This is a genomic window from Pantoea deleyi (assembly GCF_022647325.1).
In the GTDB taxonomy this organism is placed as follows: domain Bacteria; phylum Pseudomonadota; class Gammaproteobacteria; order Enterobacterales; family Enterobacteriaceae; genus Pantoea; species Pantoea deleyi.
This window is the reverse complement of record NZ_CP071405.1, coordinates 2,333,583-2,359,378: the sequence shown is the minus strand read 5'-3', so window position 1 is coordinate 2,359,378 and position 25,796 is coordinate 2,333,583. Positions and strand designations below refer to the sequence as shown.

The following is a 25,796-nucleotide window of genomic DNA, read 5'->3' as shown; positions in this document are numbered from 1 at the left end:
ACCCACCCCGCATCTACTATTGAAATTTGATATTTTGAGTTTTGTGGAGGTAATTACTTTGCTTAAGAAAATGAATAAATGCGCTGGATTGTATCATGTGTGCATAATTAATATCAGGTATCGGGGGCGCTGAACGACCTTTGGATAGCTATGAAAAATTGCTGGTTTCTCATTGATTTTCGAAAGGAAAGAAAACAGCATGAAAATGTTAACATTTTTATTTTTCCTGTTTGTGACGGTGTATTTTATCTGGACCAGCAAAATTTCCTACGGAAAAAAGACGCTGGCTGGCACGGGGAAATCTTTTGTCGGGGTTTTTATCGTAATTATTCTTATTGGTTTCCTGCTTAAAGGAATAACCGAACTAATCCCTGGTTTTACCAGGGACGCAGCCAGGGATTTAATGGGGAAGTTGGGTGTATCTCTGATTTTTATATGGGGAATAAGATTTATGATTGTCGCAATGTGCAATATTTTTAGCGCTATCATGAGCTTCCATAAAAAATATAATGCCGATAATTACAGGAGATTTTCACCGATAACCAATAAGCTGACGCCGGGCCTGTTTGCTTTTTCAAAAATTATTCTTTCTCTTGGGTCTGTAGTGATTTATTACGGTATCTGGCTGACGAATTAAAAACGGGATGTCTTGCTGCTCAAGATTTGACAGATGAAAAGGAAAATATCATGGTAAATGGGCTTTTGTGGAACGTCAGAGCCGAGGGATTCCCGTCCAGAAAAGTAAATTGGTCATGAAGAAAAATTGGTGTAATCACTGACAGGTGAGAGTGGACTTACCTTGCATAAGCCTGATGCCAATGCCATCACGCGATACGTTTGTCTGGAACCGAAGATGTATAAAGTAGGTGTGGGATTTTATTGCGAAAATGAGTGCCACCCTAAGGAATTCTTCATTTTAAAGGCTTCATTATTTATCGCTAACTATGACATTTCAAAGTCAAAAGGATTACATAAATTTCAGTCAGGCTAACCCGATAAAGCTGCTGGATAGCTTAACGATTAGGGATAATAATTTACCTTTAAGTTAAATGTCTGGTGGCATGATCCTTTTCCATAGCTTTGCTTTTTAGGGAAGAACATTTTGCCTGTTAATTTCAAAAAGACCAGTCAGAACGAAAAGTTAATTATATATCCTGTTAAAAGTCTGAAAGCGAAGTAATCACCTTAACATCTATCACCGGGATTGACAGGCAGGTCATCAAGATATCATTTTATGCCAGAAATTCTGAGTGCCTGAGTGAAATCATCATTGTCGATAAGTGACAGAGCATGATGTGGAATCCATTATCTCAGGTACGACTCTCATATAATTCCCCTGATAAAATACAATGACTGTTAATCGTTTTTTTGCCACTATTATAGTTGTACCTGTTTTCATATTATTAACCTGTGTTGCCAGGGCTGAATCCGGCATGGAATCGTCTGTTCCTGCTCTTAACGAGGACGATTTTTCCGTTCTGCTGAACGACTATCTTTTCACTCCGGGTGACAACTGGAGTAACACAAGTTTTCTGCGCGCAGGCAATGCCCTGAGTTCAGAACGCGCCGGTGAAGTAGTCATTAATAATCAGCGCTACAACTACTTTCAGCATAGCTATGAAGGCTTTACATTATTTAGCGCAGCAGCGGTTGGCAATGCCAGCCACACGGTTCTGGCTGAGATCCTTCTGGAAAATGCCAGCGTGCCGACGACCCGAAATATTAAGGTTGGCGATAATCTGGAACAGATTAAGCAAGCCTATGGGCCCGGCAAAGAAGATTACAGTGATAATCAGCGCTGGCTTGTCTATCAGTCGGGCAAGGAACAGTTAATGTTCCAGATTGAACAGGGGAAGGTCATCAGCATCATGCTGAAAACAGACCTGGATGGAGAGCAAAGCGACCTTAGCCCTGACCAGGCGTTAATAAAAGCAACCGCAGCGATTCATACCTGGCACCTTACCACGCTTGATGATAAATGCCTGCGTTATGATCTCGACGACACCAGTGATAAAGGTTTTTTTATCTTCACGGTTCGCGAAGATAGTCACGACAGTCATTGCGGTGGTGACCCTGATATAACGCATCGCCTTTTTGATATTAAGGTTTCGCGAGATAACACTCAGATACTCACTAATGCCGATAACGTTGATGGTGAATATCGCAGCCTGAATTCAGCTGCCACAAATAATTAATCTGACGGACATCTAATATGCATTACCAATTCAATGAGGGCGCCTTTGCGCTTTTTCCTGCGGCCTGGCAGGACACCACTATGAATATTGTGCGCGACGAAGCCAGTGGGCTGGCATGGGTGATAAGCCGCGGTGTTATTCCTGAGGAGAGTAATGCGGAAAAAGAGTTTCAGCGTCAGTGGGACACCTTGCGCAGTCAGATGGGTCACATCCGGCAGTCTGAATTTGTACAGGTGAAGGCCGGTGTGGACAACACATTACCGGCAATTGAGGTTGAAACGGTATTTGACCGCAACGGGCAGGCAGTGTGGCAGAAACAGCTGGCGACACAGGTGCCGGAATCAGACGTCCTCATGATTTTTACGCTCTCAGCAATGCGTCCGTTTAATGAAGAAGACGGACAACGCTGGAATGCGTTCAAACAAAGCCTGAGTCTGAACAAGCAACGGAATGCATAAGCTATGGATAACCATGCGGCCCGTGTGGGCGACGAGATCATTCACTCCAGCATTTTCGCTGATATTACAAGCGTTGTAGCTGAAGGTGCGGCCTATGCCGTCATCGGTGCCGCAGTGGGCGCGGCTGCGACTCTGGCTGCGCCTTTACTGGGGGCCGGTATGGCTGCGGCCGGGGTTGCCGCTATCGGTTCCAGCTGTCTCCTCAGCGGGATTATTGGCGGTGTGTTAGCGAACGCTGCAGGCATTTCAGACGACATCACTAAAGCGGCCGAGGGGCTGGGGGACATGATTTTCCCGCCATCGCCAGCCGGCGTAATCGCAAGTGGGTCAGAGAACGTCCACGTTAACGGTCTTCTGGCCGCGCGCGCGGCCGGAATGCTTACGCCCGGTGCGACACCGCCTGCGGAACCGCAATCACCGCAGAGTTTTGCGGATTACGGCGGGATGTTACTCTCTGCGGTCGGCCAGTTTGGCAGTGCCATGTGGCAGCCCACGGTCGCCTCCGCCGATGCGGGAACTTCTCCGCTGGAGCAGGACAAAGTGGCCTGTGAAAAACACAATGCGCCGCAGTATCTGGCTCAGGGATCGAAAAGCGTCTTTATCAATGGCCAGCCTGCGGTGCGGGCAAAGGATAAAACTACCTGTGATGCTACCGTGAGTGACGATGTTTCCCCCAATGTCATCATTGGGGGTGAAACTGTCACCGTCAGAGAGATCAAAAGTGGTAAGGTGCCGGGTCTCGCGGTAATGATGATTGGCCTTTCCCTCCTTCGTGGTCGTCCATGTCAGATCCTGAAAAACATGCCCTGCGCATTGGCCGGTGCCGTGGGCGGTATGGCAGCGGACATGGCTATCAACGCGGCCTTCTCGTCGCTCTTCCCGGTTCATGCTGCGACCGGCGTTAAAGTCCTCAATGATGATGCCGAACGCGATTTTTCCCTTCCTGGACGCTTCCCGCTCAGTTTTCAGCGCAGCTATAACAGCCTGACGCAGCGCACTGGCCTGTTTGGTCAGGGCTGGGCCACGATGTTTGACAGCTATCTGACGCTGGAAGGGAACCGGGCGACCTGGTTTGATGACAACGGCCGGGAGCTGATCTTTGACGTTCCCGGCGAAAAAGAGGTGCTCTACAGCATCAGCGAAGGGCTGATGGTCCGGCGCAACGAAGCAGGCGATATCGCTATTGCCGATGACGACGGGGCTGTATGGCGTCTCTACCGGCGCACGGCTGCGGATCCGCAGGTGCTGCGCCTGGCTTCATTGAGCGACGAATACAGCAATGCGCTGGAGATGGGCTGGGATGAACAGGCTCGCCTTGTACGTATCCATGACGCGCCGCTGGCGATTGACGTCACGCTGCACTACGACGACAAACAGCATGCGAGACGCCCGACATCAGCCAGCCATTTTGATGGCAATCAGCACTGGCCTCTGACGCGCTGGGCATACAATGAGCAGGGCCAGCTTGCCAGCGTCACCGATGCCGCAGGCGTTGTCACCCGACGTTTCCGGTACAACGACGATGGGTTAATGGTCTGGCACCAGCTGCCGGGCGGGCTGGAAAGCGAATATCGCTGGCAGAAGCTGGATCACTGGCGCGTGGTAGAGAACCGCACCAATACCGGTGACGGCTGCCATATGCATTACGATCTTGAAGAAGGCATCACGCGCGTTTCAACCTATGACGGTCAGCAGCGCGAACACTACTGGAATGCCGCGGGCCTCATCACCTGTTTTATTGATGAGCGGGGCGAGAAATGGCGCTATGAGTGGGATGAAAACGAACTCCTGACGCGTCGCATCGATCCGCTGGGCAATGCGGTGAGCTTCGCCTATGACGAGCTGGGTAACCGTGTCGAAGAGAAAGATGCTGATGGCGGTGTGCACGCGGTGCAATGGCTGTCGCACCGTTCGCTGCCCACGGTGGTTGCCGGAGCGGATGGTTCCACAACGAAATACTATTACGATCCTCATCATGGCCTTGAGCGCGTCGTTGATGCGCTCGGGCAAAGCACAATCTATAAGCGGAATGAGTCCGGGCTGGTTGTCGAGGAGATCGACGCAGCAGGTAATAGCTACCGCCGGGAGTTTAACGATGCCGGGCAGGTTATCCGTGAAACCGACTGTTCAGGGCTGACCACACGCTACCGTTACCATCCCCTGGGCTGGCTCAGCTCTGTCACCGCACCGGATGGTGAAGAAACCCGTTATCACTACGATGCCGCAGGTCGTCCTCTTCAGCTGGAACGCGCAGAGGGCTGGGAAGAGCGGTTGCACTGGAGTGAAAACGGGCTGCCGCTGGCCTATGAGTCGGCTGATGGCAAGCGCAGTGAATTCCGTTATGACCATGTCGGGAGACTGACTGCCAACCGCAATGCGCAGGGTGAGACGGTTCAGCGACGCTGGGACAGCCGTGGCCGGTTGACGGCGCTGCAAAACGAGAACGGCGAGCAGTATCAGTTCGAGTGGGGCGCAGATTCTCTCTTGCTGGCTCAGATCGGACTGGATGGCGTAGCCACGCGATACGACTATGATGCGGCGGGTCGCACGGTATCACGCACCTTTGCCGCCGGACATCCTGAGGCCATCACGCATCGTTATTACTGGAGCGGTGCGGGACAACTGCTGGCGCGCACCACGCCGGAAGGTCAGACGCGATACCATTACAGCGGTGGGGGCCAGCTGGGTAAAGTGTCGCAGCATCTGCCGCTGTCTGACACCGAATGGAGCCAGCAGGCCGAGCAGGAGATCACCTTTAAATATGATGCGCTGGGCCGCATTGTTGCTGAGCAGGGGGAGCAGGGCGAACTGGCGTGGGCGTATGACGCGCTGGGCAACTGTACTGCCCTGACGCTGCCCGATGGTCGCAACCTGAAGCAGCTTTACTACGGCAGCGGTCATCTGCTTAGCATCGCGCTGGACAACCTGCCGGTCACGGAGTTTACCCGTGACACGCTGCACCGGGAACTGAGCCGCACGCAGGGCGGCCTGACCATGCGCAGTGAATATGACCGGTTAGGCAGACTGCGCCGCCGTGACGTGTTCAGGGGTGACGCGCAGCGTCCTGCACCGCGCGTCTGGTCCCGCCGGCGCGACTTCGATTATGGCAACAACCTGATCCGTGAAGAGCGCGACGATAATCCGTTCAGCCAGACATTATGGAATTATGATAACGCCGGCCGGCTGTTGTCACAGGACGGTGCGCAGCCGGGCAATGAACAGTGGCGCTGGGATGGCGCAGGCAACCCGCTTGAGCGTAATAGTGCCGCCCATGTTATGCATAATCGCGTCACCGGACTGAACGGTATCCGCTGGCAGTACGATATTCATGGTCGTACGACTGAGAAAGATGATGGCCGGACCCGCTGGCGCTACCGTTACGATGGCGAGCATCGCCTGACGGAGGTCATCAGTGAGCCGCGTGACCGTAACAAGCCGCGGACTAAGGTGAGTTTCCGCTACGATCCGCTGGGACGTCGCATCAGTAAAACCAGCCAGCAGCTGCTACAGGGCAGGCCGTCGGGGAACGCCGTCACGACGCGCTTTGTGTGGGAAGGTTACCGGCTGCTGCAGGAAATCCATGACGACATTCCGCTGACCTACGTCTACAGCGACGGCCAGAGCTATGAGCCGCTGGCCCGTATTGATGGTGTGGAAAGCCCGGAGCTTTACTGGTTCCATAATGCCGCCAACGGAATGCCGGAGCGGCTGACAGACAGTGAAGGACAAAAAGTCTGGGAAGGGATTAACAGCCCGTGGGGCAAACTGCTGCGTGAGTCCAGCCAGCGGATGCCTGTCGTTCAGCAGAACCTGCGTATGCAGGGCCAGTACCTGGATCGGGAAACCGGACTGCACTACAATCTGTTTCGTTATTATGACCCGGACAGCGGACGGTTTACCCAGCAGGACCCGATAGGGCTGGCGGGCGGGATCAACCTTTACCAGTATGCGCCGAATGCGCTGGGGTGGGTGGATCCGTGGGGGTTGAGTAAATGTACGGGCCGCAGCAAGTCAGATCCATATAAAGGTGTAAAGGATGCGTCGGCTTATTTAAAAAAAGTCGGCACTCCGAGAAAATTTAGAAAGCAAACGTTGGAGTCATTCGAAATAGATTCAATCAGAGTTCGTAAAGCGACTGACTCAGAATACGGGTTAAGATATTATGATGGTGTCGATGCTAAGGCGAGAGGTAGATATATTTTTGAGACATTCCCTGCTACCCGAGAAAGCCTTGCAGTGAAAACAGAATGGAACCAGATGACTAATGTGTCTCAGTTTAAAGTTAAGCCGGGTTCTGTCATTCTTGAAGGAAGGGCATCATCTCAGGGAGTTGGTTTGCCCGGTGGGCAGATACAAAAATACATAACTGATCTCAATAACTTATTAGATTTATGAAAATGACAAAAGTAAACAAGGCAGTTGCAAAGATACAAAAAGCTATTGATGAGCTGGAGAAAGCTATTATCACTAAAGATATAAAAGTGTTATCTGTAAGTTCCGTATCTCAACTTTCCAAATTTAAGGAAACTTTTTCTATTATATTAACTATAATTAAATCGGATAATCTTCCTCCAAAAAACCAAAGAGTTATAGGTATATCAAGGATTGTAGTTGATCAATGGCCTTTTGATCTTGAGTTGGGAAGTATAATTATCGATGCAGAACAAGCTTATAAGGAAATATAGTTAAAAAAGCCGGAAGTGGTATGAATGATACTTCCGGCTTTTTACTTCAGCTGCCCATCATGGCGCCTTGTTTTGGTGAGACTGGCTTAGGTAAACAATATTTTTTACCAGAGTAAGTGTGGTCTCTAATTCATTGCGTACATTTTAAAGAAGTTAAAACAGGTAAGGATTTTGGATAAAAATTTATTAATCAATATGTTGTCATCTATGGATGTTCCAGAGGATAGCTATTCAATTGATGATATATCTCATGAATCTTTATGCTTAATCTTTGAAGGGTTGCTTTGGAAGATATTCTATAGTGAAAGAGGTCAGCGTACTGACGAAAGATGCTACGCCGATGAAGAATCTGCATGTAAAGCATTTTTGGCGAGATTGAAACACATGCTGGGATGTTAGATAAGAATGTTAAAGCCTGAAGATTCTCACGAGGAATCTGTTGGCTTTAATTTTTTACCAGAGTGAAGTTGGTAGGCCGGTATTATTCTCCCCTTTCGTTGTTTAAGATCTAAGTTCGTATGCTAAGAGTCCGTCTATTATCCTATATGCACCGCGCGTCTGGTCCCGCCGGCGCGACTTCGATTACGGCAACAACCAGATCCGTGAAGAGCGTGACGATAATCCGTTCAGCCAGACATTATGGAACTACGATAACGCTGGCCGGCTGTTGTCTCAGGACGATGCGCAGCCGGGTAATGAACAGTGGCGCTGGGATGGCGCAGGCAACCCGCTGGATCGCCATACTGTCGCCCACGTTATGCATAACCGCGTCACCGGACTGAACGGTATCCGCTGGCAGTACGATATTCATGGCCGCACCACTGAGAAAGATGACGGGCACACCCGCTGGCGATATCGCTACGATGGTGAGCATCGGCTGACGGATATGATCAGCTAACCGCGGGGCCGTAACAAGCCGCGCACTAAGGTGGGTTTCCGCTACGATCCGCTTAGACGCCGCATTAGTAAAACCAGCCAGCAGCTGTTATAGGGAAGAACCCCGGGCAATTCCGTCACGACGCGCTTCGTCTGGGAAGGTTACCGGCTGCTGCAGGAAATCCACGACGGCACTCCGCTGACCTACGTTTACAGCGACAGCCAGAGCTATGAACCTCTGGCCCGTATTGATGGTGTGGAAAGCCCGGAGCTTTACTGGTTCCATAATGCCGCCAACGGAATGCCGGAGCGGCTGACAGATAGTGAAGGACAAAAAGCCTGGGAAGGGATTAACAGCCCGTGGGGCAAACTGCTGCGTGAGTCCAGCCAGCGGATGCCTGTCGTTCAGCAGAACCTGCGTATGCAGGGCCAGTACCTGGACCGGGACTAATTTGCTTCAGCAAATTTGAACATCGCTTCAGCGATGGCCCCAGGGGTGAGGCACCGCAGGTGCCGAATTAACCGGACTGCACTACAATCTGTTTCGTTATTTTGACCCGGACAGCGGACGGTTTACCCAGCAGGACCCGCCAGGGCTGGCGGGCGGGATCAACCTTTACCAGTATGCGCCGAATGCGCTGGGCTGGGTGGATCCGTGGGGGTTGAGTAAGTGTAAACCTGATTTTTATGTCGGGCCAGATGGACCAAGTGCGACGATGCCCTCAACTGCTTATCGTCATATGAAATATATGGAACTTGATGGTTCGATCAACAAGTTTGTACCCTCGACCTTAGAAAATAAGGCTGCGCCTGTTACATATTTCGGATTTGATAAATATTCTTCTGGCAGTGCTGCCAGGGATGGATTTCAGATTGCCCCAGCCTGGAGTGATGCACGGATGCGCGGAACTTTCGATACTTTGCAATTGTATAAAAATGGTAAACCTACAGCTTTCGTTCCTAAATGGGATGGTAATACTCACCCTACAAAACTAGAACCGTTTGCCTCGGCTTATCCTGAGTACGGAAGCGGCGGTGCCGTACAGTTGCATGCAAATGGACAGATTATTAATTTCGACTCAATTAAAATATTACCGGATTAAGCAAATGTATATCCTCGAAAAAAAAGATGCTGAGAAAATGTTGTTTGAACTATTAAAAAGAACATTGAAAAAACAGTCAGACATTGATTATTTGATTGATTTGGCTAGGAAAGATGAGCACTCTATTCCTATGAAAGGGATAAGGCATAAATACGATAGCATGGAGAAATATATGCTAACCGAAAAAGATTGGGATGATCTTGACACATTAATGTATTTTTATGGTCCATGATTTTGATATATTAAATTATCTTCAAAATCATAATGAACTGGAAGCTATATCCAGGATCCTTCCGTCTTTATTTTTAGCCGCTGACCAGGCCAGCATCGCTAGTACTTGCTGGCTGGTCTGCTTCATCTCCTGCTGCTGTGCAAGCGTTGTCTGCTCATGACGAAGCCGATCCTCTTCACGTCTATCGCGGATCAACATCAAACAGCCGTCCAGCACCTTCAGTCAGACGCCCGTTCCCATTTCTAACTCCGACTTAGCCAGCTACTTCCCGGCGAGGTTAACCTGCGGCATACACAACCGCGTCACCGGACTGAATGGTATCCGCTGGCAGTACGATATTCATGGCTGAACCACTGAGAAAGATGACGGCCAGACCCGCTGGCGATATCGTTACGATGGTGAGCATCGCCTGATAGAGGTGATCAGTGAGCCACGCGACCGGAACAAGCCGCACACTAAGGTGAGTTTCCGCTACGATCCACTGGGACGTCGCATCAGTAAAACCCGCCAGCAGCTGTTTCAGGGAAGACCATCTGGCAACGCCGTCACGACGCGCTTTGTCTGGGAAGGCTACCGTCTGTTACAGAAAATCCACGATGGCACTCCGCTGACTTACGTTAGAGCAACAGCCAGAGTTATGAAACGCTGGCGCGTATGGATGGTGTGGAAAGCCCGGAGATTTACTGGTTCCATAATGCCGCCAACGGGATGCCGGAGCTGCTGACAGACAGTGAAGGGCAAAAGCCTGGAAAGGGATCAACAGCCAGTGGGGCAAACTGCTGCGTGAGTCCAGCCAGCGGATGCCTGTCGTTCAGCAGAACCTGCGTATGCAGGGCCAGTACCTGGACCGGGACTGATTTGCTTCAGCAAATTTGAACATCGCTTCAGCGATGGCCCCAGGGGGGTGAGGCACCGCAGGTGCCGAATTAACCGGACTGCACTACAATCTGTTTCGATATTATGACCCGGACAGCGGACGGTTTACCCAGCAGGACCCGCCAGGGCTGGCGGGCGGGATCAACCTTTACCAGTATGCGCCGAATGCGCTGGGGTGGGTGGATCCGTGAGGGGTGAGTAAGTGTAGTTTAGCTTCCAAAATGGTTATGTCAGTTAATGGTCGGATGCCAATAAATAGTAAATTTTAGGGAAAGATGTACCCTATTGAAAGTCTGCCTGTTGAAATAAGAAATAAATACCCACATAGTGTCCCCTTTAATCATGCAGGATTTCCTGACTTTAGCAGATATTCTATAAGAAATGTTCGCATTGAACTTGGTAGAACTCGTGGTATTGACTTTGCTCGGGCGGATAAAGCTGCAGGTTATAGCAGAGGCAATCCAAGGCCAGATGATTATACTTGGCACCATCATCAAGAGTCTGGTTATATGCAATTAATACCGACTGATATACACGCAGCTGTAAAACATACTGGCGGCACAGCTACGGGAAAGTGATTTTATGACAAAAATACTTGACTCAAAAGATATGGTAAGTGAACAAGAGTTAGTTAATGTGGAAAAGCAGCTAAACATTAAACTGCCTGATAGCTATAGGGATTTTTTAAAAAAACACAATGGTGGATACCCTCAACCGGATGGATTTGACTTTGCTAGTGGTGATGATGGGTCAAGTGTTGATAAATTTTTGGAAATTAGCGATTCAAAAAATGCAAGCCTCATGAATTTTTTTAATAAGTATAAAAATCGCATTCCTAAAAACTACGTCCCAATTGCTATAGATCCAGGAGGCAATCTTATTCTAATCGGTGTTAATGGTGAAAAAGCTGAAGTTTATTTTTGGGACCACGAAAATGAAGTTGATGACGGAGATGTTCCGGGAATGGAAAATATGCATTTAATAGCATTAAGTTTTTATGATTTTATTAACAACCTTTATGAGATTGAAGTCTGATCAATCAAAGTCGGGAAAGTTTTATGCACTCTTCCCGGCAATTTTTTATCTGCTAATCTGCTTTGAGGGTAAAAGTAATTTTTAGATTTGTATGTGATTAATTATTATAAGCTATATTGTCAGTGCCATGGGGCACTGATGCGGTTTAGTAGGGTAGTGCCTTTAGTCACAAATTCTGTTTTATGAAGGATGTTGCTCTTGGATAAAAAATCACTTTTATCTGAAACAGATAAAACAATTGATAATATTGAAGTGGTTATGAAAATTGAGCGCAAAGAACATTTGCGACCTTTTATTAATGATCTTGAGCATTTGAAAGCGAAATTTATTAATAATGAAATAAAGAATAATCCGTTAAGAGGCTTTGCCCGTCGTTATGCAGAAATTTATAACGACTACCTTAATCCAATTACAGATGTTTTGGATAGAATGGAAAAAGCAGTTGATAGCTATTTAGAAAGAGAAGTATAGTTAAAAAGCCGGAAGCGATCCCAATGATCCTTCTGGCTTTTTATTTTAGCCGCTGACCTGGGCTAGCAACGCCAGCGCCTACTGGCGGGTCTGCTCCATCTAATTATGCTGTGTAAGCGTTGTCTACCCATGACGAAGCCTGTTCTCTTCACGGCTATCTAGGATCAACATCAAACAGCCGTCCAGCACCTTCAGTCAGACGCCCGTGCCCATTTCTAACTCCGCCTTAGCCAGCTACTTCCCGGCGAGGTTAACCTGCGGCATACATAACCGCGTCACCGGACTGAACGGTATCCGCTGGCAGTACGATATTCATGGCTGAACCACTGAGAAAGATGACGGCCAGACCCGCTGGCGATATCGCTACGATGGTGGGCATCGCCTGTTGGAGGTGATCAGCGAGCCACGCGACCGTAACAAGCCGCGCTCTGAGGTGAGTTTCCGCTACGATCCGCTTAGACGCCGCATCAGTAAAACCAGCCAGCAGCAGCTGCAGGGAAGAGCGGCTGACAGCGCCGTCACGACGCGCTTCGTCTGGGAAGGTTACCGTCTGCTGCAGGAAATCCACGACGGCACTCCGCTGACCTACGTTTACAGCGACAGCCAGAGCTATGAGCCGCTGGCCCGTATTGATGGTGTGGAAAGCCCGGAGCTATACTGGTTCCATAATGCCGCCAACGGGATGCCGGAGCTGCTGACAGACAGTGAAGGGCAAAAGCCTGGAAAGGGATTAACAGCCCGTGTGGCAAACTGCTGCGCGAGTCCAGCCAGCGGATGCCTGTCGTTCAGCAAAACCTGCGTATGCAGGGCCAGTACCTGGAGCGGGACTGATTTGCTTCAGCAAATTTGAACATTGCTTCAGCGATGGCCCCAGGGGGGTGAGGCACCGCAGGTGCCGAATCAACCGGACTGCACTACAATCTGTTTCGATATTATGACCCGGACAGCGGACGGTTTACCCAGCAGGACCCGCCAGGGCTGGCGGGCGGGATCAACCTTTACCAGTATGCGCCGAATGCGCTGGGGTGGGTGGATCCGTGGGGGGTGAGTAGATGTTCGCTTGAGAAAAAAAGGTCAAAGAATCCCCGACCATCATAAAGCAAATTTCACAGATGGTATAATCACTAATAGACAGGTTAGTGGCGATGAAATCTTTTATAAATATCATGATAAAACCAATAGATTAGGAAGGGATTTCAATTACGTTACTAAAAAGAAATATACTTCGGAGGCAGAATTAAGGAAAGATCTGGCCATCCTAAAAGAATGGGGCGTTAGGATAGATCGGGTTACAACCTTCAAACCTCAAAAAGGAACATGGATCACTGAGGATACTGCTGCTCCGCAAATAAGTACTAATAGATTGGAAGTTCTGGAAGGCGGAGGCTATCAAGGACTGATAAGCATCAAGAAATTAGCAAAATCCACAATAATTAGAACAGATAGAGTGAGTTTCTAATAATATGAATATACAAAAAGCCATTGAAACGTTAATTGAACTGATCGCCTTAGTAGAAGCGAAGAACAAGTCACAAGGAAAGGAATTGTACAAGTCAGCATTGGATGTTTTAAAAGATGAAAATTGCTCAAATATTGATTCAAATACTTTGTACGGGAATTTTTGTGGGTATCTGGCTCATGGTGAGTTTGATGAAGAAGAATATCAAAAGGTATTGCAATTGATCAGTTTTTTAAAGAAATGAAATCTTATTTACTCATCACTGCCACTACACTGATGAGGGCGACAGGGCCTGAGTAAAGGGCTGCAGCATTGGCCGCTGTCTGACACTGAGTGGAGCCAGCAGGGCGAACTGGCGTGGGCGTATGACGCGCTGGGTAACTGTACTGCCCTGACGCTGCCCGATGGTCGCAACCTGAAGCAGCTTTACTACGGCAGCGGTCATCTGCTGAGCATCGCGCTGGACAACCTGCCGGTCACGGAGTTTACCCGTGACACGCAGCATCGGGAACTGAGCCGCACGCAGGGCGGCCTGACCATGCGCAGTGAATATGACCGATTAGGCAGACTGCGCCGCCGTGACGTGTTCAGGGGTGACGCGCAGCGTCCTGCACCGCGCGTCTGGTCCCGCCGGCGCGACTTCGATTATGGCAACAACCTGATCCGTGAAGAGCGCGACGATAATCCGTTCAGCCAGACATTGTGGAATTATGATAACGCCGGCCGGCTGTTGTCACAGGACGGAGCGCAGCCGGGCAATGAACAGTGGCGCTGGGATGGCGCAGGCAACCCGCTTGAGCGTAATACTGCCGCCCATGTTATGCATAATCGCGTCACCGGACTGAACGGTATCCGCTGGCAGTACGATATTCATGGTCGTACGACTGAGAAAGATGATGGCCGGACCTGCTTGCGCTACCGTTACGATGGCGAGCATCGCCTGACGGAGGTCATCAGTGAGCCGCGTGACCGTAACAAGCCGCGGACTAAGGTGAGTTTCCGCTACGATCCGCTGGGACGTCGCATCAGTAAAACCAGCCAGCAGCTGCTACAGGGCAGGCCGTCGGGGAACGCCGTCACGACGCGCTTTGTGTGGGAAGGTTACCGGCTGCTGCAGGAAATCCATGACGACATTCCGCTGACCTACGTCTACAGCGACAGCCAGAGCTATGAGCCGCTGGCCCGTATTGATGGTGTGGAAAGCCCGGAGCTTTACTGGTTCCATAATGCGGCCAACGGAATGCCGGAGCGGCTGACAGACAGTGAAGGACAAAAAGCCTGGGAAGGGATTAACAGCCCGTGGGGCAAACTGCTGCGTGAGTCCAGCCAGCGGATGCCTGCCGTGCAGCAGAACCTTCGTATGCAGGGCCAGTACCTGGAGCGGGACTAATTTGCTTCAGCAAATTTGAACATCGCTTCAGCGATGGCCCCAGGGGGGTGAGGCACCGCAGGTGTCGAATTAACCGGACTGCACTACAATCTGTTTCGTTATTATGACCCGGACAGCGGACGGTTTACCCAGCAGGACCCGATAGGGCTGGCGGGCGGGATCAATCTTTACCAGTATGCGCCGAATGCGCTGGGGTGGGTGGATCCGTGGGGGTTGAGTAAGTGCGAAACAGGCTTTCTATATCGGGGTGATAAAATGCCGCCCAATGTTATTTTTCGTGAAGGATTTAAGCCTCTTGGCGATAGCTCTGATCTTCTTTTGCATGCAAGAGATAACAGATCACCACCAAGCAATTTTATAAGTACATCATCTGATGTTGAGGTGGCACAAAATTTTGCTGCAAGAGATGAGCAAAAAGGTTTCGTTTATGCAATCCGACCACAAAAAAATGCTATTGATGTTAATAAAACACTCGGTAAAAACACCCCATTTCCTGATGAGCTTGAAATGGCTGTTCCTGGCACTATTTCTAATAAAGACATTCTCGGAGTCACTCCGGTTAACGAAGATGGCAGTTTTGTAGGGTTTAGTTTTATAAATTTTTTCGGAGGTTAAATTGAATTTAAAAAAGATAAATTTACTTTGTATGATTGATGGTGTTGTCCGTGAAGTAGAAGTTCATCTAATTAATGATGCCAAGTGCATCATGAAAGTTTTTATTCACGATGATCAGCAATTGAATGCTGAAGGTGATGATTTTTTTGAGTGTTTTAAAAAAATAAGAGAGTTAGACAAAAGCATAGTTTATTATTGCAAGGGTGCTAAGTTAAACATTGTTCCCTCCAGAATGACAAGGCAAATGTCTAAAGGGTTGAGCGCTTATGAAACGGCTTTAGGCGTTCCAGCTCGCAAAGATAATTTAGTTAATATCTTCGACTATGAAGATGAAGGTTTATCTTTAGACCCAGCAGAACAAGATGAATATGAAACGACATGGTTTTCATCCTTGAGTAATTGAAAATTACTACTCCATTGTAAATGAGAAACGCTTACTGGAGCAGTGAGCGCGACATCAATGGTAGTGGAGATTGCCTCGGCCGTGCTTTCCTTTGGCGTAGTAATAATTATAGCAGGCGTAGCGGTTATCGGGGCTTCAGCAATGCTTAAAACTCCTGATAGCAGTAACGTGCTTTTTGGCATCTGAACTCCTGCTACAGGGTCGTGAAATCCATCAGTCAATGGTCAGGCTTTCATTCTGTTTGCTATTTATTGCCGGACACAGCGCCTCGCCAGCATTGTCCGGCAGCGTCGTATGAAATAACGCTTATCTGTCCGTGTTGTGTTATCGCGGAACGGTCTTTCCGCGATGTTTAATAGATGCCATTTGCTAAGGTGAGTTTCCGCTTCAATCTGCTTCTTCCGGAAGAGCTAACGCCCGTTACAGGAGAAGCACCAGGGTAGTCCGCTACCAAGTTCATAGCGACAGCCACAATTTCTCTGTAACTCAGGCAGTGAATCGGTATCAGACGGTAAAAAATGACCTGACAGCGTGAAACGCGTTTATCTGTCGCTTAATCCGCGCCGTGCGCTATCGTTCCCCACCCAGCTAATCGTGATGCGCATCACAAAACCCCTAAAATTCCTTCCCGATTTGAAACCGGATCCCCTCATCCATTACTCAATCCTCACGTTGCGGGATGAGTCACTCATTTCGCAAGTCATCAACTGACCGGTTGCTGTTAACCGGCACAACCTGGCGGAGTGAGAATTATGGATGGAATTAGACGCCCACCTTCACCTTTACACAACGATATGATTGAAATGACCCCGCGCGGTGGGCCATCAGCTACCGAACTCACGGTTACAACGCCTGCATCAAGAGCACGTTCAGAGGAGATTGGACGCATTACGAATACGTTGCATAAAGCGTGTAAAGGCGGAGCAGACGTCCGTGAATATCTGGCTGAGATCGCTGTCACCCTGCATGATGAATTGAAACAGACCGATGACCAGGTAAAAGATGTTATCAATCTGGCTACCCAATACGACACGATGATTATGGCCAAGGCAAAGGGGGCAATTGGCATGACCTATGCCCTGTCCGGCGTACCTGGCGATCTGGTCGGAAAGGCGATAGCCAGCGCGATGAAACTGGAACCGGGCACGCCCATGCACAACTTTGTTGCAGGCGTAGCGGGTGGGATGACCGCCGTGGCTTTTAAAGCGGTGCTCACACGGGTTATCGGTAGCAGTATTCAGGATTCGAGATGGATGCAGGCAGATGTGGATAAGCTGCACCCTGTTATGAAGGAAGAGGCAGAAAGACGCGATACCCTTGGGCATAAATTAAAAATGACGGCGCTTGGCGGTACGGGCTTTAACGTCCGCAACCCAGTGACAGGGGGAATCTCCAGTTCAACCCAGCTGTTAGCCGAAAATGAGCCACGGGCAAAGCCGTTGGGGATTATACAGGGCGCGCTCAAGCCGGGTTATGTCATCAATCAGATTGCGGGCTTTAGCCTGACTTCTGCAGCGGGTGCATTAAGCGGCGTGGTTGAAAACTACTTTGACGACCTGCACGGTGCAGAGTTTCTATTTGGCCGTGATGACTGGAAAGATCGTTACACTGCGCTGTCCGATGGGCGCACGAACAGTGGTAAGGGGAGCCATCTCAATGCGGTATGGGATCACGCCAAATCACCCCAAAAATGGGTTGAAGGTGTGACAACGCTGAGTGCTCTCAGTGCGGTCGCTTCGGAGACAATGGAAGCTCTCGGTTTAGGTGTCGGCGCTGGCGCGGCGCGTGTGGCTAAAGGGGGCGCAGAGGCGCTTTTCACCGCCAATAAGACAAGTGCGGCACAGACCGCACTGGAGCTGGTCAAAAATCCAGCTTTCCGTGCTTCCCGCGAAGGTGTGGGCAATGCGGCGGCCCTGTTGCCCAACGCCTACTCTTACCTGCAACAAGGCGTTTTTGGTCTTGCTTATCAGGAGATTGAGCGCGCAGTCGCTAACAAACTGCACCCTGCGGCTGCTGATATTACAGAAGAGGGTGGTTCTGGGGCGAGAACACCAGACGGCACGCCAGCGCCGGGTGTGGGTACCGAGGCGAGAACCCCGGACGGCACGCCAGCGCCGAGTGTGGGTACCGAGGCGAGAACCCCGGACGGCACGCCAGCGCCGAGTGTGGGTACTGAGGCGAGAACCCCGGACGGCACGCCAGCGCCGAGTGTGGGTACCGAGGCGAGAACCCCGGAAGGCACGCCAGCGCCGAGTGTGGGTACCGAGGCGAGAACCCCGGACGGCACGCCAGCGCCGAGTGTGGGTACGGAAGCGAGAACCCCAGACGGCACGCCAGCGCCGAGTGTGGGTACGGAAGCGAGAACCCCGGACGGCACGCCAGCACCCAGCACCGGTACCCGGACGAAAGTGCCGTCAGAAGCCGCTGCATCAGACAGCGACAGCGTGTTTTCGCAGCATTCTGGTTCGTTACGGAACACACCGCCCGGGCGTTCACAAGCGATGCGCACCGCAGGGGATACCAATGCATGGTGGCAAGCCTTCCCCGGCCTGGCGAATATCAAAAATCCAAAGCCTGAAAAGTTAACCCAGGCTCACTTTGAAGAGATCATCAATTCCCTTGAAACTGAGGCAGAGAGGATGAGCGAACGCATTGCCGAGATGATACCGTTGCCGGACTCCTTACCGACATCATCAGCTTCATCTGTGGCATCCGGATCATCTGCGTCATCAGAAGCCGCAGGGCCTGCAGGATCGCCAGAGCCTGAGGAATCCAAAAAAGCTTCCTGATACCCCATTTAACAGCCGCAGCGATGCGGCTTTTTTACGCCTGAATCAGCTCTGTCTCACGCTCCGCCCGGAACCCACGTCACGCGTTTTCCACTCAATCCTGTCCCGGTTATGGCGGGATAGAGGCGTCAGTCTGGCTGGCGCTAACAATGACGTTTAGTTGAGAGGAGAGCAGGATGAAAATCTCGTCAGGTTCAGTTCTCGGGCCGAGTCAGCCGCCAGTGCCCGATTCTGGCGCGCTCGATAAAAACAACCTTGCTGTGTCTGGCCCGACAGAGTCTGGTGGCGGCAGTCAGGCGATTAACTTTGACAATGATGCCATGATTGGTACAGATTTTTAGCCGTCTCACCGCCACGCCTGACGGTGAGAGCCGCGAGGATCTGATGCAGGGGCTGATGCAGCAACCGGGGCCGCAGAGAGAGGCACTGCTGCAACTGTTATCCATGCTGCAACAACTGTTCTCTGGTCAACAACAAACTCCCAGCGCAGGAGCAGGAACAGGTAGCGGTAGTGGGGCTGCTATACCGGGCACCTCAGCAGAAGAGGGCGCGCCGCTCAGCGCTCCGCTGAACGCCGCCGGGCAACCCGTCCGATGCCGCTTCTGCGCAGCAACCGATCCCGGCCAGTCCGCTGCCACAGCCAGGTAATGCGTCTGATGCCGGACTGGACACGCCTGCCCGACAAACGCCGACATCTGGCGGGGTCCCGCTGATAAAAGGCGAGTCAGGATTGCATTTACCTGCACCGCTACTGGACCATGAGAAGGCAATAATGCGTGCCGCGAAAGAATCTGATCAGGCCCCAGAAGTGCTGGCAGGACAAATCTGGCAGGAGTCACGCGGAAAAACGGAGGCGACCACCGTTAACGGCGGTAATGGCCTGTCGGACAGCGGCCTGATGCAGGTTGATTCGAACACCTTCGCCGATCTGCAAAGCCGATACCCGCATCTGCTGGGATCCGATGCCAGCCCGTCCCGCCCTGAAGACAGCATTATGGCGGGTGCGCTCTATCTTAAAGAGCAGCGTGAGGCGTTTGGTGGCGATACCGGCGCCGGACTGCGAGGCTATAACTCAGGAGCGGGAAATGTGAACATCAGCGATCTGACGGATATCTCTAAAACCGGCACCGGCGATCCGACCTGTGTCGGCAAAGTGCTCAGTTTTGCCGCGATTATCGCCAGCGGCAGCGGCACGTTACCGGCATAACGGCAAAAAAAGTCCCTGTAACAGTTACAGGGACAAATAACCGCAGCGTCAAAAATCAGGCAAACGGCTTCGGTTCGTTTTTGCCTTTGCCTCCGCTGTTCTCTACTGCAATCTGCACGGTATCGGTTGCTGCCGTGACGGCCCAGCCTACCGGTCCGCGTGCCACGCTCAATCCTCCTTCGGCCACGCCTTTCAGGCCACCGGTAAAGACTTCCCCCAGATCGCGCGCCTCGCCGATGTTGTTAAAGAAAGGCGCGGCAACCGATTTGAGAATCGGGATATTCGACAATATCTTGCCGAACTCACCCATTCCCCACTGGAAGTTATCTTTATTGGTGCCGTCGTTACGAACATGCGTATCGCTCGTCTCCGGCAACTGCTTATTCTCCGGCAGCATTTTCAGTCCCTGCTCGGCGATATCCTTTAGTACGCCCGCTTCGCTTCCGTGGCGCGCGTCACCATCTTTGGTAATGCCCTCTATTTTGCCGTTCGCCGAGATCTCCTGCCGCTCGCTGCCATCGCGCGCGTTCAGTCCTTTAATGCTGTTCAACACGCAGGCCATGTTATACGCCGCATCCGCACGACTCTTCGGATCCTTGTTGTCCTCCGTCCAGTCACCGAAGCGCGCCTTCAGTTCCGGCTGCTTGATGTCTTTCTGGTTGCCGAGGTTTTTCAGCACCGGGTTTTCATCAATAATCTGCCCGGCGCTGCGGTTATCGCCCGGTGGACGCCCCTGCAGGTTCTCCTCAGTCGGCCTGACGCTGATGTCCTTCTCGCTGGTTCGCACACCATCGCCCGCTGCCTGTGCGGTTTCCTCACCGGTTGTTTCGCTGACAAACAATGCCGCAGGCAACGCACCCTCCTCAGCAGAGGCCGGATCGACGAGCGACTCCAGCCCGACCTGCGTTAAGAGCTGATCGAGCGGCGAGAGCGGATTGGTCAGGCCCGCCAGCGGCGTTCCGCTTCCTCCACCATAGCTGATGGGAAGATCGAGCCCCAGGCCCGACAGAGCCGGACCGGGCAGGGGAGAAGGCGTGGGCAGGTTACCCGACAGCGATCCGCCGGGTGAAAAAGCGGGGGCGATCCCCCCCGCGCCAGCTATCTGCATAACCATAAAAGCCCCCTGAATCAGTTTTGGGTGTTTTTCGGAGATTGCCCCTCACCGCCGCCCAGAAGGCCCTGCAGCAAGGAGGTTAGCCCTAACATCGACAGCAGGTTTTGCATCATCCCGCCCTGTTGCCCGTTATTATCCGTCGCGCCCTGTGTCGGTGCCTGTGGTGCATTACCGCCAGACTCACCGCCTCCGTCTGCTCCCTTGCCTTTATCGAGTCCCATCATCTGCTGGAGCAGTTGCTGAAGCATCTGCATCAGTTGCTCAAGTGGATTACCGCTGTTGTTCACGCGCTGTGATGATGCCGGCGTCGTCGGCTGCTCCGGCTCCTGCGCCTTGTTGCCACCGCCCAGCAGCTGTTGCAGACCCGTCAGCATCATAATCTGCTGCAGTAAGCCTCCGCTCTGCAGACCGTCTGGCGACCCCGCCTCTCTGGACGGGCCATTTTTCTGACTCCCCCCTGAACCGGTCAGTGAAGCCAGCGTGCTCAGGCCGTCAAAAGCGTTACTGGCGAAATTGAGCGGGCCTGCTTTGGCGTTATTGAGAAAAGGTAAAGACGAATTACCGGGCTGATTGGGTAAGTCTGGTGTGCCTGCCGTTTTGCCTGGCGTTGTTGCCGGGGGCAGATCGACATTCTTTGCATTTACAGCGCCAGCGCCACCACCGAATCCTGGAATCTTCATGAATATCATCCTCAGAGTTAATAAGTCTGCGATTAGTCGGGCAGCAGCAGCGGTAACATTTTGCAATCCTGATTACTGGCGATTGCACAATGTTACCGTTCAGGCTGATGCTACCTCGCACTGTGAGTGACCGTTATTCCGCGGCGGTTCCACGGGAAATCTCGCCTTTGTGATGCGGGTTCAGATTTATAAAAACCCAGCGGCAGCCGCATTAGTTTTTTATGTTGCTGTTTTTACGGTTATTTTATTGCGTCAGGTAAGGAAATCCTTACCCGCTAAGCCGCTATCCTTACAAAACAATAATCCTGGACTGATAGCGGGGATGAGCAGATTGGGTGAGAGTGAGGCCGCGGTAAATTTGTAATTCTTTGCATCAGACGCCGCTTCCAGAATATCCACAAGTGCTGAACGAACAGCGTCTCTCCTATGAGATCTGCTTATGTGAAGCTAATGGAGAATGTATGGTTCGTCTTTACAGGACACAGTCAGGCCAAGGGAGTGTCAATGAAGAGAGTGCGGATAGCGTCTTACCTCAGGTTGATTCCCGCCCGGCTATGGCGGCGGTTCATCCGGAGCCCGCAACCGATATCCATACTCATCTGTATAAGATTCTGAATACGATTGCGCCGTTGAACATCGATGTCTTAATCGAGGGGGAGACGGGGACCGGGAAAGATGCCCTCGCGCAGCGGCTCTATCAGCTCTCCGGCTGCCGCGGTCCGATGGTGCCGGTCAACTGTGCGGCCATTCCGGAGACCCTGGCCGAAAGCGAGCTGTTTGGGGTCATGGCCGGGGCGTTCACCGGCGCGAGCAGCTCCCGCGCAGGGTATATCGAAAGCGCTAACCGCGGCATGCTGTTTCTGGATGAAATAGACAGTATGCCGCTCACGATGCAGGCCAAGCTGCTGCGTGTGCTGGAGAACCGTGCGGTAGAGCGGCTGGGCAGCACCAAAAGTATCGGACTGGATCTGCGTATTGTCGTGGCCTCGCAGATCCCGCTGGCGCAGCTGGTGGCGCAGGGCCGTTTTCGTCGCGATCTCTTCTTTCGCCTCGACACGATTAAAATCGCCACGCCTACCGTGCGATCCCGGCCGGAGATGATTCTGCCGATGTTTCGCCGCTTTACACAGGAGGCGGCGCTGCGCCTGAATCAGCCTCTGCCGCCGGGCTCGCCCGCGCTCGATGAAACCCTGCTGCTGCATAGCTGGCCGGGAAATATCCGCGAGCTGAAAGCGGCGGCAGAGCGGTTTGTACTGGGCTTACCGCCGCTGTGCTGTGAGATCAAGCAGGAGGGGCGCGTTCTGTTGAAAGAGAGAATGCGGCGTATTGAGCGCAGTTTAATCCATGACTGCCTGAACCGGCACGACCATCGCATCGATGATGTCATTCTTGAACTGGGGATCCCCAGACGCACCCTTTATCACCGCCTGAAGCTGTTAAAACTGACCGCCTGACAGATCGCCCACCGTGCCTGCCGTGGGCCAGAGGGCATAATCTGCATAAATATTTCCTCTGCGATGGAACCGGATAGCTGCATTGATCACTTAATGAATGCAACACCCAAATACACCTAATCATCAACGCGAGGAATGACTATGTCAGGTGCTAGCTTACTTTCCAATGGGATCACCAACGCAGCTTCTGCTTACACTCAGGTTGCCGGTGCCTACAGCGGGGCGAAATATATGGTCCGTTCGCAGCAGGCGATGGACAAAATGCAGGAAAACCAGGCCGATAAAATGGATCGCGACGTAGAATTCCAGCGCATTAACGGCATTGCCGAAAGTAATGCGCAGGCCGCTTCTGCTGCTGCCCAGGTCAAAATTCAGTATTAACCGACTCCGGCAGGGAGCCGTTTACCTGTCTCCCTGCTCTCTCATCCCACAGGAGTTTTACTGATGAAAGTCTCTCAGTCTGCCTTGCTCACCTCAGAACCGGTTCCGTCAGTTGACATGTACCCGGATCCCCCCTCTTCAGACGATATTCAATGGTTCAATGCAAAGCTTTCCGGCCCTGCGCCTGAGAGCAGCCCGATGACGCCGTCAGAGCCGGGCGTGGTCGGCAATATCCTGCAATCGCTGAGCGGCAACCAGCGTGCGCAGAAGGCGGCCTTCAACGATCTCAGAGTGGCTTCACGCTCATCCAGCGCGGAGGATTTTTCCCGCGCTAATGCGCAGCTCTCTGATTACTACATTCAGAGCCTGATGAACGCCAAAGTGATCGCCAAAACCGTTCAGTCAGTCGACAAACTCAGCAACCTGCAGTGAACCCTATGAGCGGCGCTGTCATGAAATGCTTCTGTGCCCTGTGCCTGGCGCTGCTGCTTGCCGGCTGCGGCGATCAGACCCCGCTGCACAGCGGGCTGTCGGAAAACGATGCCAATGATGTGGTGGCAGAACTGAGCCGCTTTAAGATTGAGGCGGAAAAACAGATTTCTAAAGAGGGAGTCAGTGTCAGCGTGGCACGCCGTGATATTGAGCGGGCGGTGAACATCCTCAATGCCGCCGGACTGCCTCATCAGGCGCGCACCAACCTCGGCGCGGTTTTTCAGAAAAGCGGGGTGATCTCCAGTCCGCTGGAGGAGCGCGCCCGCTATATCTATGCGCTCTCTCAGGAGGTCGAAGCGACACTGTCGCAAATTGATGGGGTCGTGGTGGCGCGTGTACATGTGGTCCTGCCGGAGCGGATCGCCCCCGGCGAGCCGGTACAGCCCGCATCCGCCTCCGTGTTTATCAAATATCACGAAAACCTCGATCCGGACAGCATCGAACCGCGTATCCGCCGGCTGGTGGCCACCAGTATTCCGGGGCTGGGCGGGCGCGACGATCGCGACCTGGCGATCGTCTTTGTTCCGGCGAAAGCCTGGCAGGATAAAATTGAAAGGGTGCAGCTGGGGCCGTTTCAGCTGAGTCCGGAACACTACGCGATGGTCAAGATAGTTACAACATGCTTTGGGGTGCTGCTGCTGTTACTGGTGGCTAATGGCTTCATTCGTCAGGCACTGAGTCGCAAGCGCCAGGCTGCGCAGGCGAAGTAGCGGGATATGCTCAACGAACGGCCCGATGAGGCTCTGGCTTTGCGCTGGCTGCGCTGGTGGCACGCTGACTTCTGGCTGCGGTCTGATGAGAGCTGGTGCAGCCAGCCGCTGGCCCGGTTACCGGAGCCGGTGCAGAGACAGTATCTGCGCCAGCATGCCTCGTGCTGGCAACAGACGCTGGGCGTCGCCGGCGAGCTGGTCGCGCCGGAGCCAATGGTGCTGGCCATCAGCGATTTAAACCGTGATCAGCGGGCGCACCTGCTGGTTTTAGTGGCAGAAATCTGCGCCGGTAACATGCCGCTGCCCGCAGAGTTAAAGATCTGGCTGCGGCGTCTGGCGAAAGGGATGCGCACGGAGGCCTGGCTGCCCGCCGGGCTTTTCACCACGGGCGGCAGCGCGGACAGCCTCTGTCTGCTTCAGGCACTATTTCCTGCTATCTGGCCGCGCCTGCGGCTGCTCTTTCCCGCAGGCGATGCGCCGGTCAGCCCGGCGCGCTCACTGCCAGCCCATCGTCTGCGTCCCTTATGGGAGACGGCGCTCTGGCAGGTGCAACAACAATCGGGAGAGAGGGGCGATGTGGAAACTTAAAAGCCTGCCTCTGCAGGGCGGCAGCGTGCCCGCAGATCATCTGCTGCGCCGCGAGGAGATTGCGTGCCAGCTTGAGGCGGCATCAATTATCGAACAGGCCCATGACGCGGCGCAGAGGATACGCGAGCAGGCCCGCGCAGAGGCGCTCGCCGAAAGGGCGGCCCGCCAGCAGGAGTGGGAAAGCCGGTTCTGGCAGGAGGCGCAGACGCTCCTGGCAGACTGGCAGCAGCAGCGTGCAGCCGAAGAGGCCCGGCTGGTGCTGCTCGCCGGTAAGGTTCTTCACGCAGCGCTGCAACAGTTGCTCGACGAGGTCGACGATGAGCGCCGTTTTCACGCGTTACTCCGTCAGCTCCTGCGTCACTGTCCGCGTCAGCAGCAGGCGACGCTGCACTGCGCCAGCGAACAGGAGCCCGCGATCAGCGGCTGGCTGTCCGGTCAGCCGGCGCTGCGCTGGACGCTGTGCGCCGACCCGGCGCTGGCACCGGATCAACTGCGGCTTATCACCGACACTGGCGAGCTGATGATTGACTGGCGGACCCTGTGTCAGCAGCTCGCGCCAGCGCTGGCAGAAGAGAACGCATAA

At 52.5% G+C, this 25,796-nt stretch carries 24 protein-coding genes and 6 pseudogenes; 27 read left to right on the top strand and 3 right to left on the bottom strand.

The window, feature by feature from the left end; translation table 11 throughout:
- Positions 1-199: 199 nt before the first annotated feature.
- The 7 genes and pseudogenes from J1C59_RS11130 to J1C59_RS11100 all read left to right on the top strand — a co-directional run bounded on the left by J1C59_RS11130 (position 200) and on the right by J1C59_RS11100 (position 9,549).
- Positions 200-637, top strand: a complete 438-nt coding sequence (locus tag J1C59_RS11130) for a hypothetical protein (RefSeq protein WP_242281324.1) — start codon at positions 200-202, stop codon at positions 635-637.
- 712 nt (positions 638-1,349) lie between these two features.
- A complete protein-coding gene (locus J1C59_RS11125) occupies positions 1,350-2,195 on the top strand; it encodes a hypothetical protein (RefSeq protein WP_140917269.1) in 846 nt (281 codons plus the stop codon).
- Between the two features lie 17 nt (positions 2,196-2,212).
- Positions 2,213-2,653, top strand: coding sequence for a DcrB-related protein (locus tag J1C59_RS11120; RefSeq protein ID WP_128086533.1), 441 nt, complete (start codon positions 2,213-2,215; stop codon positions 2,651-2,653).
- A gap of 3 nt (positions 2,654-2,656) precedes the next feature.
- Positions 2,657-7,048, top strand: a complete 4,392-nt coding sequence (locus J1C59_RS11115; protein ID WP_140917268.1) for an RHS repeat-associated core domain-containing protein — start codon at positions 2,657-2,659, stop codon at positions 7,046-7,048.
- The gene (locus J1C59_RS11110) at positions 7,045-7,338 is read left to right on the top strand and encodes a hypothetical protein (protein ID WP_111142206.1); all 294 of its coding nucleotides are present in this window, start codon (positions 7,045-7,047) and stop codon (positions 7,336-7,338) included. Before J1C59_RS11115 ends, J1C59_RS11110 begins: the two co-directional genes overlap by 4 nt.
- 547 nt (positions 7,339-7,885) lie before the next feature.
- Positions 7,886-9,317, top strand: a pseudogene (locus J1C59_RS11105) (RHS repeat domain-containing protein); the annotation flags it as partial.
- Positions 9,318-9,321: 4 nt separating this feature from the next.
- Positions 9,322-9,549 (top strand): hypothetical protein, encoded by a 228-nt coding sequence (locus tag J1C59_RS11100; protein ID WP_111142287.1) that lies wholly within the window; start codon positions 9,322-9,324, stop codon positions 9,547-9,549.
- Positions 9,550-9,576: 27 nt separating this feature from the next.
- On the opposite strand, the gene J1C59_RS11095 is transcribed toward J1C59_RS11100, so the two are convergent.
- A complete protein-coding gene (locus J1C59_RS11095; RefSeq protein WP_242281323.1) occupies positions 9,577-9,747 on the bottom strand; it encodes a hypothetical protein in 171 nt (56 codons plus the stop codon).
- A 91-nt stretch (positions 9,748-9,838) separates the two neighbouring features.
- On the opposite strand from J1C59_RS11095, the pseudogene J1C59_RS11090 reads away from it, so the two are divergent.
- From J1C59_RS11090 to J1C59_RS11030, 14 genes and pseudogenes are all read left to right on the top strand, one after another.
- Positions 9,839-10,613 (top strand): annotated as a pseudogene (locus J1C59_RS11090) (RHS repeat domain-containing protein); the annotation flags it as partial.
- Between the two features lie 87 nt (positions 10,614-10,700).
- On the top strand, positions 10,701-11,003 hold the full coding sequence (locus J1C59_RS11085; protein ID WP_128086780.1) for an HNH endonuclease: 303 nt from the start codon (positions 10,701-10,703) through the stop codon (positions 11,001-11,003).
- Between the two features lie 4 nt (positions 11,004-11,007).
- Positions 11,008-11,460: an SMI1/KNR4 family protein gene (locus J1C59_RS11080; RefSeq protein ID WP_128086779.1), complete on the top strand. Its 453-nt coding sequence runs from the start codon at positions 11,008-11,010 to the stop codon at positions 11,458-11,460.
- Positions 11,461-11,658: 198 nt separating this feature from the next.
- Positions 11,659-11,931 (top strand): hypothetical protein, encoded by a 273-nt coding sequence (locus J1C59_RS11075; RefSeq protein WP_128086778.1) that lies wholly within the window; start codon positions 11,659-11,661, stop codon positions 11,929-11,931.
- A gap of 262 nt (positions 11,932-12,193) precedes the next feature.
- Positions 12,194-12,757, top strand: a pseudogene (locus J1C59_RS11070) (type IV secretion protein Rhs); the annotation flags it as partial.
- A 77-nt stretch (positions 12,758-12,834) separates the two neighbouring features.
- A pseudogene (locus tag J1C59_RS21885) lies at positions 12,835-13,002 on the top strand (RHS repeat-associated core domain-containing protein); the annotation flags it as partial.
- Positions 12,992-13,390, top strand: a complete 399-nt coding sequence (locus J1C59_RS11065; protein WP_208721884.1) for a hypothetical protein — start codon at positions 12,992-12,994, stop codon at positions 13,388-13,390. The pseudogene J1C59_RS21885 and the gene J1C59_RS11065, both read left to right, overlap by 11 nt.
- A 4-nt stretch (positions 13,391-13,394) precedes the next feature.
- Entirely contained in the window at positions 13,395-13,634 is a 240-nt protein-coding gene (locus J1C59_RS11060; RefSeq protein WP_128086777.1) for a hypothetical protein, read from the top strand.
- A 48-nt stretch (positions 13,635-13,682) separates the two neighbouring features.
- A pseudogene (locus J1C59_RS11055) lies at positions 13,683-14,775 on the top strand (RHS domain-containing protein); the annotation flags it as partial.
- 77 nt (positions 14,776-14,852) lie between these two features.
- A pseudogene (locus J1C59_RS11050) lies at positions 14,853-15,395 on the top strand (RHS repeat-associated core domain-containing protein); the annotation flags it as partial.
- Position 15,396: 1 nt separating this feature from the next.
- The gene (locus J1C59_RS11045) at positions 15,397-15,798 is read left to right on the top strand and encodes a hypothetical protein (RefSeq protein WP_128086908.1); all 402 of its coding nucleotides are present in this window, start codon (positions 15,397-15,399) and stop codon (positions 15,796-15,798) included.
- A gap of 752 nt (positions 15,799-16,550) precedes the next feature.
- Positions 16,551-18,587, top strand: coding sequence for a hypothetical protein (locus tag J1C59_RS11040; RefSeq protein WP_242281322.1), 2,037 nt, complete (start codon positions 16,551-16,553; stop codon positions 18,585-18,587).
- A 176-nt stretch (positions 18,588-18,763) separates the two neighbouring features.
- A complete protein-coding gene (locus tag J1C59_RS11035) occupies positions 18,764-18,928 on the top strand; it encodes a hypothetical protein (protein ID WP_242281321.1) in 165 nt (54 codons plus the stop codon).
- A gap of 431 nt (positions 18,929-19,359) precedes the next feature.
- The gene (locus J1C59_RS11030; RefSeq protein WP_242281320.1) at positions 19,360-19,794 is read left to right on the top strand and encodes a lytic transglycosylase domain-containing protein; all 435 of its coding nucleotides are present in this window, start codon (positions 19,360-19,362) and stop codon (positions 19,792-19,794) included.
- Positions 19,795-19,849: 55 nt separating this feature from the next.
- On the opposite strand, the gene J1C59_RS11025 is transcribed toward J1C59_RS11030, so the two are convergent.
- Together J1C59_RS11025 and J1C59_RS11020 are read right to left on the bottom strand one after the other, a co-directional pair.
- Entirely contained in the window at positions 19,850-20,908 is a 1,059-nt protein-coding gene (locus J1C59_RS11025) for a hypothetical protein (RefSeq protein ID WP_128086453.1), read from the bottom strand.
- A 14-nt stretch (positions 20,909-20,922) separates the two neighbouring features.
- A complete protein-coding gene (locus J1C59_RS11020; RefSeq protein WP_242281319.1) occupies positions 20,923-21,654 on the bottom strand; it encodes a hypothetical protein in 732 nt (243 codons plus the stop codon).
- 395 nt (positions 21,655-22,049) lie between these two features.
- Between J1C59_RS11020 and J1C59_RS11015 the strand changes: the two genes are divergently transcribed.
- From J1C59_RS11015 to sctL, 6 genes are all read left to right on the top strand, one after another.
- Positions 22,050-23,042, top strand: coding sequence for a sigma 54-interacting transcriptional regulator (locus tag J1C59_RS11015; RefSeq protein WP_128086455.1), 993 nt, complete (start codon positions 22,050-22,052; stop codon positions 23,040-23,042).
- A 141-nt stretch (positions 23,043-23,183) separates the two neighbouring features.
- Entirely contained in the window at positions 23,184-23,423 is a 240-nt protein-coding gene (locus tag J1C59_RS11010; RefSeq protein ID WP_058956631.1) for a hypothetical protein, read from the top strand.
- A gap of 63 nt (positions 23,424-23,486) precedes the next feature.
- Entirely contained in the window at positions 23,487-23,855 is a 369-nt protein-coding gene (locus J1C59_RS11005) for an EscI/YscI/HrpB family type III secretion system inner rod protein (protein WP_128086456.1), read from the top strand.
- A 5-nt stretch (positions 23,856-23,860) separates the two neighbouring features.
- Positions 23,861-24,625, top strand: a complete 765-nt coding sequence (gene sctJ / locus J1C59_RS11000; RefSeq protein WP_128086457.1) for a type III secretion system inner membrane ring lipoprotein SctJ — start codon at positions 23,861-23,863, stop codon at positions 24,623-24,625.
- 6 nt (positions 24,626-24,631) lie between these two features.
- Complete coding sequence (locus J1C59_RS10995; RefSeq protein ID WP_128086458.1) at positions 24,632-25,213, top strand: serine kinase; 582 nt, start codon at positions 24,632-24,634, stop codon at positions 25,211-25,213.
- The gene (gene sctL / locus J1C59_RS10990; RefSeq protein ID WP_140917083.1) at positions 25,200-25,796 is read left to right on the top strand and encodes a type III secretion system stator protein SctL; all 597 of its coding nucleotides are present in this window, start codon (positions 25,200-25,202) and stop codon (positions 25,794-25,796) included. The genes J1C59_RS10995 and sctL overlap by 14 nt, the downstream gene beginning before the upstream one ends.

Bases quoted from the DNA above. Each gene is read 5' to 3' on its own strand.
- J1C59_RS11130 (WP_242281324.1), top strand. From the start codon at position 200: ATGAAAATGTTAACATTTTTATTTTTCCTGTTTGTGACGGTGTATTTT.
- J1C59_RS11125 (WP_140917269.1), top strand. From the start codon at position 1,350: ATGACTGTTAATCGTTTTTTTGCCACTATTATAGTTGTACCTGTTTTC.
- J1C59_RS11120 (WP_128086533.1), top strand. From the start codon at position 2,213: ATGCATTACCAATTCAATGAGGGCGCCTTTGCGCTTTTTCCTGCGGCC.
- J1C59_RS11115 (WP_140917268.1), top strand. From the start codon at position 2,657: ATGGATAACCATGCGGCCCGTGTGGGCGACGAGATCATTCACTCCAGC.
- J1C59_RS11110 (WP_111142206.1), top strand. From the start codon at position 7,045: ATGAAAATGACAAAAGTAAACAAGGCAGTTGCAAAGATACAAAAAGCT.
- J1C59_RS11100 (WP_111142287.1), top strand. From the start codon at position 9,322: ATGTATATCCTCGAAAAAAAAGATGCTGAGAAAATGTTGTTTGAACTA.
- J1C59_RS11095 (WP_242281323.1), bottom strand. From the start codon at position 9,747: ATGTTGATCCGCGATAGACGTGAAGAGGATCGGCTTCGTCATGAGCAG.
- J1C59_RS11085 (WP_128086780.1), top strand. From the start codon at position 10,701: ATGTACCCTATTGAAAGTCTGCCTGTTGAAATAAGAAATAAATACCCA.
- J1C59_RS11080 (WP_128086779.1), top strand. From the start codon at position 11,008: ATGACAAAAATACTTGACTCAAAAGATATGGTAAGTGAACAAGAGTTA.
- J1C59_RS11060 (WP_128086777.1), top strand. From the start codon at position 13,395: ATGAATATACAAAAAGCCATTGAAACGTTAATTGAACTGATCGCCTTA.
- J1C59_RS11040 (WP_242281322.1), top strand. From the start codon at position 16,551: ATGGATGGAATTAGACGCCCACCTTCACCTTTACACAACGATATGATT.
- J1C59_RS11035 (WP_242281321.1), top strand. From the start codon at position 18,764: ATGAAAATCTCGTCAGGTTCAGTTCTCGGGCCGAGTCAGCCGCCAGTG.
- J1C59_RS11030 (WP_242281320.1), top strand. From the start codon at position 19,360: ATGCGTGCCGCGAAAGAATCTGATCAGGCCCCAGAAGTGCTGGCAGGA.
- J1C59_RS11025 (WP_128086453.1), bottom strand. From the start codon at position 20,908: ATGGTTATGCAGATAGCTGGCGCGGGGGGGATCGCCCCCGCTTTTTCA.
- J1C59_RS11015 (WP_128086455.1), top strand. From the start codon at position 22,050: ATGGTTCGTCTTTACAGGACACAGTCAGGCCAAGGGAGTGTCAATGAA.
- J1C59_RS11010 (WP_058956631.1), top strand. From the start codon at position 23,184: ATGTCAGGTGCTAGCTTACTTTCCAATGGGATCACCAACGCAGCTTCT.
- J1C59_RS11005 (WP_128086456.1), top strand. From the start codon at position 23,487: ATGAAAGTCTCTCAGTCTGCCTTGCTCACCTCAGAACCGGTTCCGTCA.
- sctJ (WP_128086457.1), top strand. From the start codon at position 23,861: ATGAGCGGCGCTGTCATGAAATGCTTCTGTGCCCTGTGCCTGGCGCTG.
- J1C59_RS10995 (WP_128086458.1), top strand. From the start codon at position 24,632: ATGCTCAACGAACGGCCCGATGAGGCTCTGGCTTTGCGCTGGCTGCGC.
- sctL (WP_140917083.1), top strand. From the start codon at position 25,200: ATGTGGAAACTTAAAAGCCTGCCTCTGCAGGGCGGCAGCGTGCCCGCA.